11 protein-coding genes are annotated in these 14,684 nt (G+C 59.0%); 10 read left to right on the top strand and 1 reads right to left on the bottom strand.

Annotated elements, in window-relative coordinates; translation table 11 throughout:
• Positions 1–7: 7 nt before the first annotated feature.
• On the bottom strand, positions 8–2,191 hold the full coding sequence (dinG, locus tag HS961_RS02810; protein ID WP_182326278.1) for an ATP-dependent DNA helicase DinG: 2,184 nt from the start codon (positions 2,189–2,191) through the stop codon (positions 8–10).
• A gap of 298 nt (positions 2,192–2,489) precedes the next feature.
• Between dinG and HS961_RS02815 the strand changes: the two genes are divergently transcribed.
• The 10 genes from HS961_RS02815 to HS961_RS02860 are packed head-to-tail and all read left to right on the top strand — an operon-like array spanning position 2,490 to position 14,480.
• Positions 2,490–2,843, top strand: a complete 354-nt coding sequence (locus HS961_RS02815; protein WP_182326279.1) for a DUF2304 domain-containing protein — start codon at positions 2,490–2,492, stop codon at positions 2,841–2,843.
• Between the two features lie 38 nt (positions 2,844–2,881).
• Positions 2,882–4,342: a mannose-1-phosphate guanylyltransferase/mannose-6-phosphate isomerase gene (locus HS961_RS02820; protein ID WP_182326280.1), complete on the top strand. Its 1,461-nt coding sequence runs from the start codon at positions 2,882–2,884 to the stop codon at positions 4,340–4,342.
• Positions 4,339–5,148 (top strand): ABC transporter permease, encoded by an 810-nt coding sequence (locus tag HS961_RS02825; protein ID WP_238347757.1) that lies wholly within the window; start codon positions 4,339–4,341, stop codon positions 5,146–5,148. Before HS961_RS02820 ends, HS961_RS02825 begins: the two co-directional genes overlap by 4 nt.
• The gene (locus HS961_RS02830) at positions 5,148–6,362 is read left to right on the top strand and encodes an ABC transporter ATP-binding protein (RefSeq protein WP_182326281.1); all 1,215 of its coding nucleotides are present in this window, start codon (positions 5,148–5,150) and stop codon (positions 6,360–6,362) included. The genes HS961_RS02825 and HS961_RS02830 overlap by 1 nt, the downstream gene beginning before the upstream one ends.
• Entirely contained in the window at positions 6,359–7,618 is a 1,260-nt protein-coding gene (locus tag HS961_RS02835; RefSeq protein ID WP_182326282.1) for a class I SAM-dependent methyltransferase, read from the top strand. Before HS961_RS02830 ends, HS961_RS02835 begins: the two co-directional genes overlap by 4 nt.
• Positions 7,618–10,164: a glycosyltransferase family 4 protein gene (locus HS961_RS02840; RefSeq protein ID WP_182326283.1), complete on the top strand. Its 2,547-nt coding sequence runs from the start codon at positions 7,618–7,620 to the stop codon at positions 10,162–10,164. Before HS961_RS02835 ends, HS961_RS02840 begins: the two co-directional genes overlap by 1 nt.
• A 32-nt stretch (positions 10,165–10,196) precedes the next feature.
• Positions 10,197–11,177, top strand: a complete 981-nt coding sequence (locus tag HS961_RS02845; protein WP_182326284.1) for a glycosyltransferase family 2 protein — start codon at positions 10,197–10,199, stop codon at positions 11,175–11,177.
• On the top strand, positions 11,174–11,818 hold the full coding sequence (locus tag HS961_RS02850; RefSeq protein ID WP_182326285.1) for a class I SAM-dependent methyltransferase: 645 nt from the start codon (positions 11,174–11,176) through the stop codon (positions 11,816–11,818). Before HS961_RS02845 ends, HS961_RS02850 begins: the two co-directional genes overlap by 4 nt.
• Positions 11,818–12,678 (top strand): lysylphosphatidylglycerol synthase domain-containing protein, encoded by an 861-nt coding sequence (locus HS961_RS02855; protein ID WP_182326286.1) that lies wholly within the window; start codon positions 11,818–11,820, stop codon positions 12,676–12,678. Before HS961_RS02850 ends, HS961_RS02855 begins: the two co-directional genes overlap by 1 nt.
• 14 nt (positions 12,679–12,692) lie before the next feature.
• On the top strand, positions 12,693–14,480 hold the full coding sequence (locus HS961_RS02860) for a hypothetical protein (protein WP_182326287.1): 1,788 nt from the start codon (positions 12,693–12,695) through the stop codon (positions 14,478–14,480).
• Positions 14,481–14,684: the final 204 nt, after the last annotated feature.

The raw sequence follows: 14,684 nt of genomic DNA on the forward strand, positions 1-14,684 counted from the left end.
GTCGCTGCTAGGACGGCTGCGCCGTGCGGCGGTGCAGCGCAAACGGCGGCAGGCTGGCCAGCAGGCGCTGGCCGTAGCCGGTGCGCACCAGGCGCTTGTCGTAGCAGTAGACATGGGCCTGGTCCACCTCGGTGCGTATCGCGCGGCCCACCCATTGCGCCAGGCGGATGGCGGTGGCGGGCACCACAATCTCGCTGAAGGGGTCGCGGCCTGAGTTTCTGAGCCATTCGGCGCGGGCCTCGTCCACCGGGTCGTCGGGCGGTGCAAAAGGCAGCTTGGTGATAAATAGCGACTCACACAGCGCGCCGGGTAGGTCCAGCCCTTCCCCAAAGCTTTGCATGCCAAAGATGATGGAAGGCAGGCCAGCGGCGACCCGCTCGCGGTGCTGCTGCAGCAGCTGGCTGCGGGGCAGGGTGTTTTGTACCAGCACATGCTGGCGCATCGCGGTGGGCAGCGCATCAACGGCCAGGCGCATTTGCTCGCGCGAGGTGAACAGCACCAGCCCGCCCGATTGCACCTGGGCCAGGTCTTCCAGCAACGCATCCACCATCTCGCTGGCGAACTGCTGGGGCGTGCGCGGGTCGGCCTGGGTCTCGGTAACGACCAGGCTGCCTTGCTCGGCGTAGTTGAAGGGGCTGGCGACTTCCAGCGTGGAGACGGCCGGGTCGTTGTAGAGGCCCGATTCGCGCAAAAAGAAATCAAACTGGCCGCCGCTGGTGAGCGTGGCCGATGTCAGCACGGCGCCGCGCACCTGGTTCCACAGATGGTGGCGCAGGGTGGAGCCGGGAATCACCGGGCTGGCATAGGCCTTGATCGCGACAAAATCGCCGACGACATCCAGGGTGAACCACTTGGCGGCTGGCACGCTGCCCTGAGGCGCATCCTGCAGCAGCAGCTGGGTGGTGTCATGCACGGCCTCCAGGCGGGGGGCCAGGCTGCCGACCTGGGCATACAGGGTGGACAGGCGCTTGGCCTCGTCGGGCCGGTCCCGCATCTGCGCGCGCAAGGCCTTGGAGATGGCCTGCAGCACATCCAGAAAGGCGCTGGCATGGTGGGCGGCCTGCGCCAGCGGCTCCAGCAGCGCAGGCGGCAGCTCACCCCGGGGCAGGCGCACGCGGGCGGGGCCACGGCCGCCCGATTGCAGTTGCTGGCGCATGCCCTCGCCATACTCGTCCATTACCAGCCGTGCGCAATCCTGCAAATGCTGGCGCAGTTGGCCGGAGTGGCGGGGGATGTCCACTATCTCGCTGACCTCGACCAAGGCGCCCACGCGCTGCGCGCGGCTGGCGAGCTTGTCGATCCAGGTGAGCTGGCTCAGGTTCATCTCGCAGGCGAACTGCGACAGCGCGGTGGCCGGCAGGTGGTGGGCCTCGTCGAGGATCAGCAGGCAGTTGTCCAACTCGGGCAGCAGGCGCGCGCCCAAGGTGGACAGCAGCAAATCATGGTTGGCCACCAGCACCTGGGCCTGGACCAGGTCCTTGCGCTTTTCGTAATAGCTGCAGCTGCCGAACACCGGACAGTGCTTGCCAGTGCAGGAGCTGCCTTCTGCTGCCACGGGGCTCCAGACCTCGGGCTCAGGCGGGGTGTCCAGGCTGTCGCGGTCGCCATCCCAGCCCCGGGTGGCCAGCGCATCGGCCATGCTGGTGTAGAACTGCAGCCGCGCGGCGTTTTCTTGCGGGCTGCGCTGCGCCTGGCGCGCCTGCGCGGCCTCTTCGGGGAAAAAATCGTCGTCAATGGGCTCCGCGCCATCGGCGCCATCGCCCTGGGCCACACTGGCCAGCCGCTCCAGCTTGAGCTTGCAGACATAGCGGCCCCGGCCTTTGGCCAGCGCGTATTTGAAGGGCTGGTCCATCTGCTTGGCGAGCGCCGGCAAATCCTTGCTGACCAGCTGCTCTTGCAAGGCTACCGTGGCTGTGGAGATCAGCACGCGCGTGCCCCGCTCCAACGCCATCGCAATCGCAGGCAGCGCATAGGCGAGCGACTTGCCGACCCCCGTGCCCGCCTGAATCACCGCAATCGCGCGCTGTGGCTCTTCGTCCTCTTCGAGCTTGCCCAGCTGGGCCGTGGCAAAGGTCTCGGCCACTTTTTCAGCCATCAGCCGCTGGCCAGGGCGCGAGCGAAAACCGCCCTCGACATTGACCATGCGATCGAAGGCGGAGACAGCGTTGCGGGCCCATTCAGAACTAGACATAGGCGGGGAGTGTGGCATGGATCGACAGGCCAGCAGGATACTGGGGTTTTATCCTGTATTTTGAAAATGTTAATAAATATTAAATAGATTATTTTTATGAAATTAGAAGCATGCAGTGACACTGACATTTGGCTGCATTTTCTGGCCTTTATGCACAGTAGAATGGTTCGCTTGTTCAAGTCTATTTGAGCGGGGTAAAAGAATAATCTATACCGAGCAGTAAGACGCACCAGTAAGGCGCACGCTTTGAGAGTCACACCGTGGCTCTTGTACGTTGCCCGTATGAATCAAGGTTGGAATGGCCAATTATCAAATTACGACCACAGTCCTTGGCGTGCTGTTTGCCGCTGTGATTTTGTTTCTGATCCGTGGTGACAGGTTGTATCTGCGCCTGGGCCTGTTCTGGATGGCCGTGGCCTTGCTGGCCGTGTTGCTGGGAGTGTGGCCGCGCCTGCTGGACAACTTTGCCGATAGTCTGGGGATTCGTTATTCGCCCACCTTGCTGCTGGTGTGTGCGGTCGGGGTGCTGTTTATCAAGGCCCTGCATGCGGATATGGTGAATACCCGTATAGAGCGGCAAGTGCGCCGCCTTCATCAGAGCCTGGCGCTGCTGCAAATCAAAAATCAGCAAGCCGCCCCTGAAAAGCGCTGAGGCACTGCCCCAGACTTCCCTCTACCGAGATTATCCGAATGTCCAAACTCACGCCCGTCATCCTGTGCGGTGGCAATGGAACTCGCCTGTGGCCTTTGTCACGCGAGCACTATCCCAAACAGTTCTTGAGTTTGGCCAATGATGGCCAGTCCATGTTGCAGAACACGGCGCTGCGCCTGGCCGGCGTCAACCCGGACATTGCGCAAACCTGCCCCGTGCTGGTCTGCAATGCCGACCACCGCTTCCTGGCCGCGCAGCAGTTGCAGGAGCAGGGCATTGCCGGTGCCAAGCTGGTGCTGGAGCCCGCTGGCAGAAACACGGCACCCGCGCTGACCCTGGCGGCCCTGGTGGCCGAGCCCAGCGCCGTGCTGCTCGCCATGCCCGCTGACCATGTGATGACGCGGCCGGAGCAACTGCACCGCGCGGTTGAGGCGGCCTGGCCGCTGGCCAGCGAAGGCGCAATGGTGACCTTTGGCATCGTGGCCAACCGGCCTGAGACGGGTTATGGCTATATCCAGAAGGGGGTGGAGGAGCGCAATGGCTCCTTTCGCATCCAGAGCTTTGCTGAAAAACCCACTTTGGAACTGGCTGAACAGTACCTGCGCAGTGGTGATTATCTGTGGAACAGCGGCTTGTTCATGGTGCGTGCCGACCAATGGCTGAAGGCGATGGGCGCGTTGCAGCCCGAGATGCTGCGAGCCTGCGAGCAGGCCATGGCCCAGAGCAGTCAGGACATGGACTTTATCCGCCCTGATAGCGAGCTGTTCGGTGCTTGCCCCGCAGACTCCATCGATTACGCCGTGATGGAAAAGCTGCCAGTGCGCCCCGAGCTGGGCGTGCCCGCGCGCGTTGTGCCGCTGGATGCCGGTTGGTCCGATCTGGGTGCTTGGGATGCCCTGTGGGATGTGTTGCCCCGCGATGCGCAGGGCAATGCTGGCAGCGGCGAGACCTTGGCCATTGATACCCGCAACAGCCTGCTGTTCTCGGAAAGCCGTTTGATTGCAGCAGTGGGTCTGGACAATGTGGTGGTGGTCGAGACGCCCGATGCCGTGCTGGTGGTCGACAAATCCCGCACCCAAGACGTGAAGAAGGTGGTGGCTGAGCTCAAGGCCCAGAACCGCAGCATGGCCTCGGCCCACCGCAAGGTGCACCGCCCTTGGGGCTGGTACGACAGCATCGATGGCGGCAGCCGCTTCCAGGTCAAGCGCATCGTCGTCAATCCGGGCTCGCAGCTGAGCCTGCAGATGCACCACCACCGCGCCGAGCATTGGGTAGTGGTCAAGGGCACCGCAGAAGTGACTAAGGGCGACGAGACCTTTCTCCTCAGCGAGAACGAATCGACCTATATCCCGCTGGGCCATGTGCACCGGCTGGCCAATCCCGGCATGGTGCCGTTGGAGATCATCGAAGTGCAGTCGGGCAGCTATCTGGGCGAGGACGATATCGTGCGCTTTGAAGACACCTACGGCCGCGCGCCCGAGCTGGTGAGCGGCAAATGAACCTGCCCGGCCTGTCCATGCTGCGTGCGCTGTGGGCCTACCGCAGTTTTGTGTGGAGCAGCGTGATGCGCGAGTTCCATGGCAAATACCGAGAGTCGTTGTTCGGGGCATTCTGGTCGGTGGCCAACCCGCTGACGATGATCGTCATCTACACGGTGGTGTTTGGGCAGCTGATGCGCAACACCTTGCCTGGCCATGAGCAGACGCCGTTCGCCTTCAGCATCTACCTTTGCGCCGGTGTCGTCACCTGGAGCCTGTTTGCCGAGATGCTGTCCCGGCTGAACCATGTGTTCCTGGAGCATGGCAACCTCATCAAGAAATCCAATTTTCCAAGGATCTGCCTGCCTGCCATCGTCACCGTCTCGGCGCTGATCAACTTTGGCATTGTCTTTGCGCTGTACCTGGCATTTCTGGCCCTCATCGGCCATTGGCCGGGTGTTGCGCTGCTGGCGGTGTTGCCGCTGCTGGCATTGCAGGTGCTGTTTGCCTTGGGCCTGGGCGTTTTTCTGGGGACGCTCAATGTGTTCTTCCGGGATGTGGGCCAACTCACAGGGGTGGTGCTGCAGTTCTGGTTCTGGTTGACGCCGATCGTCTACACCTTGCCTGCCTTGCCAGAAAAGGTTCGGAGTCTGATCGTCTGGAACCCCATGTATGCGCTGATGGCTGCGTACCAGCAGATCTTTTTGGACAAAGCCTTTCCCGCGTTCAGCTCTCTGCTGCCACTGGCTGTCTTGACGCTCTTCTTTCTGATGCTTGGCGCAGTTTTTTTTATGGCCCGCGTGGGTGAACTGGTGGATGAGCTGTGATGACCGTGCTGACAGTTACCAATATCGGCAAGGCCTATAAACGCTACCCCAGCAAATGGCTGCGGGCCTGGGAGTGGGTCAGCCGCCGCATCACGCATGAAAAGACCTGGGTATTGCGCGATATCAGTTTTGTCGTGCAACCCGGAGAGGCGCTTGGCATCATCGGTGTCAACGGTGCGGGCAAGAGCACGCTGCTCAAGATCATCACCGGAACGACACAGCCAACACAAGGCAGTGTGGCAAGCCAGGGCCGGGTAGCAGCGCTGCTGGAGCTGGGCATGGGATTTCACCCTGATTTCACAGGTCGACAGAATGTGTTCATGGCTGGCCAATTGCTGGGATTGAGCCACGAAGAAATAGTCAGCCAGTTCTCTGCGATACAGGCCTTTGCGGAGATCGGCAATTACATGGATCGCCCGGTTCGCATGTACTCCAGTGGCATGCAGATGCGACTGGCTTTTAGCGTGGCGACGGCGGTCCGGCCCGATGTGCTGATCGTCGATGAAGCCCTGTCCGTCGGAGATGCCTATTTCCAGCACAAATGTTTCAACAAGATCCGAGAGTTCCGGGAGCAGGGCACCTCACTGCTGATTGTTTCGCATGACCGGGGGGCCATTCAGAGTCTGTGCAGCCGTGCGCTGCTGTTGGAAAAAGGACTGGTTATCAAGGACGGTAAACCGGAAGAGGTGATGGACTATTACAACGCCTTGATCGCAGAGCGTGAAACGGCCACGGTCAAGCTGACTCGCCTGGCGGACGGCAGAGTCCAAACCACATCCGGCACTGGAGAGGCACGTGTCCATGCCATAGCGCTTTTTAACGCGCATGGAGAGGCCAGCGAATGTATCCATGTGGGTGAGCAGGTCCAGCTCAAGGTGACGATCGATCTGGCGTCGGATCTGCCGGACCTGGTTTTTGGTTACATGATCAAAGACCGTCTAGGCCAAGCTGTTTTTGGCACCAATACGCACCATCTCAAACTGGATTTGAAATCTCTGCAAAAAGGCAGCCAATTCACGCTGATATTTAGCTTTGCAGCCAATCTTGGCGTGGGTTCTTACGCCATATCGACCGCATTGCATTTGGCGAGCACCCATATGGCGGCCAATTTTGAATGGAAGGACTTGGCCTTGGTCTTCAATGTCATCAATGTCAATCACACGCAGTTCATCGGCGTCAACTGGATTCCGCCCCAAGTGGAGTGCCAGCGGTGAGCGCCTCTCATTTTTACCGAGCATTTGAAGACCGTTATCGAGGATCACGTGAGCTCATACGGAGGCGGCTGGAGGTCTATCGTCCTTTTATTCGCCCTCTGGCTGCATTGCACCAGGACGTTTCAGCGATCGATCTGGGCTGTGGCCGGGGAGAATGGTTGGAGCTGTTGCGTGATACCGGCATTCAGGCGCATGGCGTGGACAGCGATGCGCAGATGCTGCGCGCCTGTAGCGAGCAGGGATTGTCCGTGTCGCAGGAAGATGCCGTCGTGCATCTTCGTCTCCAGGAGAGTGAATCGCAAGCGCTCATCTCAGGCTTTCATATTGCCGAGCACCTCTCGTTCGAGCTGCTGCAGACGCTGATCGCTGAGGCGCTGCGCGTGCTCAAGCCAGGGGGGATCCTCATTCTGGAGACACCTAATCCAGAAAACCTGATGGTCGGTGCCCATAGCTTTTATCTTGACCCCAGCCATCAACGCCCTCTACCGCCCTTGCTCCTGTCCTTTTTGGTCGAGCATGCCGGGTTTGAGCGCCTGAAAGTATTGCGTTTGCAGGAGGCGCCTGGCCTTCGCCATGATCCAGACGTGAGCCTGCTGAATGTGATTGACGGGGCCAGCCCTGATTACGCGGTCGTGGCGCAGAAGTCTGGCGCGGTGCAAGCGGTGCCAGCACTCGAGGTCGCTTTCTCCAAGTCCTATGGCATCACCTGGCAAGCGCTGGCGAATCGTTATGACCACAGCCTGAACCAGAAACTGCAGGGTTTTGAGCAGCAACTGAAGACCTATGCGGACCTGGCCAAGTCCACGCAAAGCCGCCTCAGCGCAGCGGCAGACTCCATGTCGGCCATGCAGGCGCTGCTGCAGGCGCGCGAGGCCGAATGCACGGCCTTGCGCCAAAGCTGGTCATGGCGCATCACCGCGCCATTGCGCAAGGCCATGGCGCTCCTGGCTCCCGCAGGGCAGATGCTGGGCCGGGCCCTTCCCTCGGTGCTTGGTTTGCTCCACCGCCCTCTCTCCCGGGTGATCGCGGTCGTTCTGAGGGACCCCGCGCGCAGTGCAAGTCTCAACCGTTGGCTGCTGTCCCATTTCCCGAGCCTGCAAGCCCAGCTGAGGGCACTGGCACTCCGCGATCAACTGATGCCTGATCTGGAGGCGGAGCGGGGAGGCTTCAGCCATCCTCAGTCTTCCAATAACCTGTCATTGCGCGCACGTGAGATGCATGCCCGTCTTGAAAACCTCAGGAAAGGATGTCATTGATGCGTATTGTCATCGACATGCAAGGTGCGCAATCTGCAGGAAATCGCTACCGTGGTATAGGCCGTTATGTGCATGATTTTGCCAAGGCCATGTGTCGCAATCGAGGGGAGCATGAGGTCATTCTGGTGCTCAATGGGGCTTTCAAGGAGGCCTGCATCTCCATCCGCGATGACTTCAAGGATTTGGTGTCACAGGACCATATCCGTGTCTGGCAGGCGCCCGGGCCGTTTGACCATATACAGGCAGATGCGGAGGGACGGCGCGGTATCGCCGAGCAAGTCCGCCTGGCATTCATCCGTTCCTTGCAGCCATCGGTCCTGATCAATGGCGCCCTGTTCGACAGCGTGGATGACGAGTCCGTGGTCACGGTGGAGGCGGAAGATCGTGCTGGGTATATCACGGTCGCTGTGTTGCACGACCTGATACCGCTCATCTATCCAGATCTGTATCTGAATGCCAGCGCTTCATTGAGGCAATGGTATTTTGCGCAATTGGACCACCTCAAGGCCTGCCGCTATTTGCTGGCCAATTCTCAATCCACACGCGCTGAGGCCATTGACTATCTGCAGTGGCCTGCCAACCGGATTGAAAACATATCGTCCGATGTGGCAGAAGCCTTTTCGGTAGGTACGGTCATGCCGCAAACCGCGGCCGGGTTGCAGGCACGGCTGGGCTTGTGCAGACCCTTTGTGATGTACACCGGCGGCATGGACCACCGCAAAAACGTCCATGGTCTGATCGAAGCCTATGCCGCCATGCCGCAGGACGTCCAGGCGCAGCACCAATTGGTCATCGTGGGCAAGCTCTCGCTGGAGCAGATCAAAGACATGCGTCAACTTGCGCGGCTGCATGGCCTGCCAGATGAAACATTGGTTCTCACTGGTTTTGTGTCTGACGAAGACCTGCTGGCGCTCTATCGGCTCTGCAAGCTATTTGTCTTTCCTTCATGGCACGAAGGCTTTGGCCTGCCCTTGCTGGAAGCGATGCGATGCGGCAAAGCGGTTCTGGCGGGCAACACATCGGCCATGCCTGAAGTGGTCGGCAGGGCGGATGCCTTGTTCAATCCCCAGGATGTATGGTCTATCGCCGAAAAAATGGCCTTGGCTTTGCAGAACGACGGGTTTCGGGCTGAACTGGAGGCACATTCTCTGCAGCACAGCCGCCAGTTCTCCTGGGACCTCTCGGCGCAACGCAGCATAGTGGTACTGGAGCAGCAACAAGCACCCGCGATGCTTCCGGATGCCGAGCCTTGGCAAGCCCTCATGGCCCGGCTTGAGGCACTTCCCCGGCGCCCGGCACCGGAGACCTATGGTCTGGCATTGGCGCAGATGGTGGATCGGGCTTTTCCTCCACCGTCCACTGCAAAGCGTATGTTTGTCGATGTGACCGAGCTGGCCCGGCATGATGCGCGCACGGGGATTCAGCGCGTCGTACGCAGCATTCTCAAACAGTGGCTGTCATCACCGCCTGCGGGGTATGTGGTATTGCCGGTGCGTGCTGGCCAGGACGGGGGCTATCTGCTGGCCCATGCATTTACCCAGGCCTTTCTGGGAGCAGCTACCAGACCCGAGGCGGACACGCCCGTGGCCTTCTACGGCGGCGATACTTTTGTGGGTCTGGACTTCCAATCGGACGACGTGCCCAGATGCTCCGCCTTCTTTGAGCAAATGCGGGTCTGGGGTGTGGCAGTCTATTTTGTGGTCTATGACCTGCTGCCCTTGCAACTGCCCGAATGCTTTCAGGACGGGGCGGCCGCCAGCCATGCACGCTGGCTCAGCACCGTTGCCCGCAGCGATGGCGCGATCTGCATTTCCGCTGCGGTGGCGGACGAGCTCAAGGCCTACTTGCAGACCCAGTCTCCGCCTCCTCCTGACAGTTTCCGCGTGGACTGGTTCCACCTCGGTGCCGATATCGAGGAATCAGCGCCATCCGCAGGCATGCCGGTCGATGCGAATCAACTGATCTCCAAAATCCAGCGCCTGCCGAGCTTTCTGATGGTGGGGACGGTAGAGCCACGCAAAGGCCATGCGCAGGCTTTGGATGCCATGGAGCAGCTCTGGGCCTCCGGGGTGGAGGCCCAATTGGTGATTGTCGGGAAATCAGGCTGGAAGACCGAGGCGCTTGCCGAACGGATCCAGGCGCATCCTGAACGGGACAAACGCCTCATCTGGCTCCAGGGCATCAGCGATGAATATCTGGATGCTGTCTACAAGGCCTCCAGCGCACTGTTGGCCGTGTCCCAAGGGGAGGGCTTTGGCTTGCCCCTCATTGAGGCCGCTCAGCGTGGCTTGCCCATTGTGGCGCGCGACCTGCCGGTTTTCATGGAGGTGGCCGGTGCGCATGCCTTTTATTTTCAACAGGAACAGCATGAGGACCTGGCACAGGCCCTGAGGGAGTGGCTGGCGCACTTTGCCAGCGCAAGCCATCCCAGTTCTGCGCAGATGCCCTGGCTGACCTGGCGCGAGAGCGCGAATGGTCTGCTCGCGCTCATCGGGCAGACCTCCGCCAGCCCTAGGTGGGCAACCGCTGAGCACCTCGCTCCCTAGTAAAAAAACCTGCGCCGAGAGGAAAGCACCCCGTGAAGCTGATCATCCAAATACCTTGTCTCAATGAAGCAGGCACCTTGGCCATTGCACTACAAGCACTGCCCCGTCAGGTCCCCGGATTCGACGCCGTGGAATGGTTGATCATCGACGACGGCAGCTCGGATGACACCGTGCGTGTGGCCCAGGAAAATGGCGTGGACCATATCGTGCGCCACACCCGCAACCAAGGCCTGGCACGCGGCTTCATGACGGGTCTGGATGCCTGCCTGCGTCTGGGCGCCGATGTCATCGTCAACACAGACGCCGACAACCAGTACAACGCGCAAGATATTCCGCTGCTGACCGCCCCCATCGTGGCTGGCACCGCCGACATCGTGGTCGGTGCGAGGCCGATCGAAACCATTGCGCATTTCTCACCGCTCAAGAAGATGCTGCAGAAGCTGGGCAGCTGGGTGGTGAGGGTGGCTAGCAATACCGATATTCCGGATGCACCCAGTGGCTTCCGTGCGATGGGCCGCATGGCTGCGCAGCGCTTGGTGGTCTTCAACGACTACACCTACACGCTGGAAACCATCATCCAGGCGGGCCAAAAGAACATGGCCATCACCTCGGTGCCCATCCGCGTCAATGGTGATCTGCGCCCCTCTCGTCTGGTCAAGAGCATCAGCTCCTACATCAAGCGCAGCATTGTCACCATCATTCGCATTTTCATCATCTACCAGCCCTTCAAGTTTTTCATTTCGATCGGGTCGATACTTTTTGGCTTGGGGTTTTTGATTGGTCTGCGATTTTTATGGCGGTACTTTCACGGGGAAGGCTCTGGAAACATCCAGTCGCTGATTCTTTCCGGCGTATTGCTGGGGATGGGTTTTCAGACCTTCCTGGTGGCCTTCCTGGCAGATCTGCAGGCGGCCAACCGCAAACTGATGGAAGACATGCGTTTTGAATTGAAGCTGCAGAGCAGTGCGAAGGCTGTATTGCACAGCGACAGCGAAAGGAACACCCAGGGATGAAGATTTCCGGAGGCTTGCAGGAGCAGGGTATTGTCGTGGGGAATAACTATGATAAATATTCCTCGAAAAATCCGATAGCGCGTCGCATGGTGCAAGGTTTCTCCAATACCTTGTCATCGCTGGTGAAGAAGACCGGTGCGCAGACGATCCATGAGGTGGGCTGTGGTGAAGGCTATTGGACCTTGGGTTGGAAACGGCAGGGCATGGATGCCAGAGGCAGCGACTTTTCTGAGCAGGTGATTGCGCTTGCGCAGGACAACGCAAGGTCGCAAGGGATTTCACCCTCCATATTTTCCCAGCGCAGCATCTATGATCTCGTGCCTGCCAGCGACGGCGCAGAGCTGGTGGTGTGCTGCGAGGTGCTCGAGCATCTGGAAGATCCCCGGGCGGGTCTGGAGGCGCTTCAGCGGGTGGCCCAGGAACATGTCATTCTGAGCGTCCCGCGGGAGCCCATCTGGTGTGCGCTGAACATGGCCAGAGGCAAGTACTGGGGAGATCTGGGCAACACGCCCGGGCATATCCAGCACTGGTCCAGCGATAAATTTGTCCGCCTCGTCTCCGAGTATTTTGAGGTCCATGAGGTCTGCAAGCCTTTGCCATGGACCATGCTGCGATGTAAAAAATTCCAGTCCCCCACTTGATGCCTGCCAAATTATTCTCCAAAAAATACCTGCACCTGATGGGCGGGGTGCTGGGTGTTCTGGGTATCTTTTTTGTAGCTGCGCGGCTCTATAAATACGCTGACCAAATCAGCATCGCGCATTTCTCATCCCGAGAAATTTTCTGGATGGTATTGGCTGTGGGTGTGTATGGCGCGGCCAATGTCCTTCTGGCACTGGCCTGGCAAAAAATACTGGCTTTTTTTGATGCGCCTGTCGCGACGCCGTGGGCGATTCGAGCCTATGGAGTCTCGCAGCTGGCCAAGTATGTACCGGGCAATATCTTTCAATTTGCGGGGCGGCAAGCCATCGGCATGGCAGCAGGGTTGGAAGCGCGCGCGTTGCTGAAATCCACCTTCTATGAGTTGGGCTTGCTGGCGCTGGTTGGCGCATGCTATGGGATTCTGGCCTTGCCGCTGTTGCTCGGCTGGCTGAACGGATGGATGGCCTTGCTGCTCTTTATCGCGACGATCAGCGCTTTGGCATGGGGCATCCACCACTTTTTCGCTGCAAAACTGGCTGTCGCTTGGGGAATGCACACGCTATTTTTGATGGTGTCTGGCCTGATTTTCTGGCTGATTTTGCAAAACATCAGTCATGCCACGCCGCTGCCGGTGGCGGGCGTGGCAGGGGCCTATGTGTTGGCATGGCTGATCGGCCTGGTCACCCCGGGTGCACCCGCTGGCGTGGGTGTACGAGAGGCAGTGCTGTTGTTTCTGCTGGGTGCCTGGGTTCCACCAGGTCAGTTGGTCTTCACCATTGTGGTGGGTCGGATGGTGACCGTGCTCGGGGATTTGCTTTTCTTTGGCGTCTGCTGCGTGATGAAACGCAGCCAAGCTTGAATCAATATAAATCTATGCAATTTTCGTTTTCAAAATCGCAGACGCCTCCAGTGCACATAGGGCAGGCTAGTTTTTATGTGATTGCCTGTTTGTTTGTGATTTTTGTGAATGGCGCCGTTCCTTTTTTTGGTATTCCTACCTTGGGACAGGCCGTTTGGACGACAGGCTTTTCTCAGTCGTTTGCCAATGACTCTATTCTCAGTATCCATGCCCATAATATTGGTGCACCCCATCCTGCTGCCATGGCCTTTGGATTGGCAGGCGCCTGGTTGGCGGGGGTGTTTATCCGTTTGGGTTTGCATGCAGCGGATGCTTATGCGCTGATGGTGGCTTGCTGGCTCACGCTCGCATTTTGGGGTGCCTATCGGCTGTCTCGTGCGCTGGAGGTGGCGCCTGCCTTATCCGTTATCGCGGCCCTGGGCTGGGGCACCATGCCCATGGTATGGAACCATGCAGGCTATTCCATGCTGTCGACGGGCATTGCGCTGTTGCCGTTGTATATGTGGACGGCGTTGCGGTTCCTGGACGCCCCTTTGCTGGGCCATTATGGAAGAGCCATCAGCTATTTGATGGCCTGCATACTTGCCATCTTTATGGATGGCTATAGCTTCATGATGTTTGCGACCGGGGCCAGCATTCTTGCCGTTGCCTGGTACTGGAGAAAAAGAGCCAGCTGGCTGCATCTCGGTATCCATGGACTCTGCTTTTTGACTGCCTATGTCTTGTTCGCCCTCTACATTGGAAGAGGACAATATGCGGCCGCAGATTTGAATTTTTTCAGAGGATGGGGTGCCGATCTGGGCTTCTTCCTCATTCCTTCCGCAGGGGTGCACTGGTTCGCAGATCTGGCCGGCTGGAGCAGGCCGCGTTCGATGCGCGAGTATTTTGGTGACGAATCGGTTTGGATTACGACGTTCTGTTTGCCGTTGTTGGTCTTTGCAGCAGTCTTTTTCTTGCTCGGCAAGGGAAGATACAAGTACCCCTTGATGCTCATCTTGCTGTTTGGCTTCTACATGGCGATGGGTCCTTCTTTGAAATTCAATTCTCTGAAGCCCGCCACGGAAACCTCGCTGTCGATGGATGCCAAATACGCCATAGCGCCTACGGGATCGGGCTTTATTTCTCAGCATGTTCCCGGTTTCAAGAACATGCGGGCCAGCTATCGATGGGCTGCGCTGGGGGTTTTTGGCGCCTGGGCATTGTTGGTTGCCGCCCTTTCCCGAACACAGCGCAAAGAGGTCTCGGTAGCGGCGGCGCTGTCACTGGTGTTGGTGGTGGCGGCCAATCTTCCGAATCTTCCCCAACGATGGGAGTTGCAAAAGTCCTATCGCTCTCAATTCATGCAGATCGACCAGGATCTGTTGTTGAGCTTGGGGCAGCAGTTGCACCCCGGCGATAAAGTCGCGTTTATGCCTTGGCGGAATGATTTTCTGGTGAACTACCTGGCAAGCAAGCTGGATGTGGTTGCCTACAACATTGGCGGTGACAAGAATTTTGAAGATGCCAGAAGATTCTGGCCCGAGATATTGAAGACCATGCCGCTGGGCGGTATTCCGGACGACTTTTCGCAGCGGATCGTCAGCCTGCTCCGGAGCGGAGATGCTGACGCAGTGGTCATCCCTTACGTCGATATGCTGTGGGCCGCGCACCGCTGGCCTTATCCGGCTGAGGGCAGGGAGGCACTGCGCCCTAAGCTCCTGGAGCTAAGTGCCTCCCCCCTTGTCAGCGTGGCTGAAGAGACGTCTTATGCGGTTATTCGGCTCAAACCACCAAGTGTTTTGCCCTCCACGCGACAGGAATAGGCGGAGTGGCGACACGAAGTACTGGATCGGCTGGATGCGATCTGATCAAGGGGCTAGAGTGAGGCTGCGTCCAATTCCAGCCCCCGGGGCCAAAAGCCACTAAAGATGGCGGCGCACAGACTCTGAAACAGTTTTGATTTTTGATTACAAATTGCGCGATGTTCACCCCAGGTCCAGGCGGAAAGATCCTGCATAGTCATGCGG

The organism is Comamonas piscis, assembly GCF_014109725.1.
In the GTDB taxonomy this organism is placed as follows: Bacteria; Pseudomonadota; Gammaproteobacteria; order Burkholderiales; family Burkholderiaceae_C; genus Comamonas; species Comamonas piscis.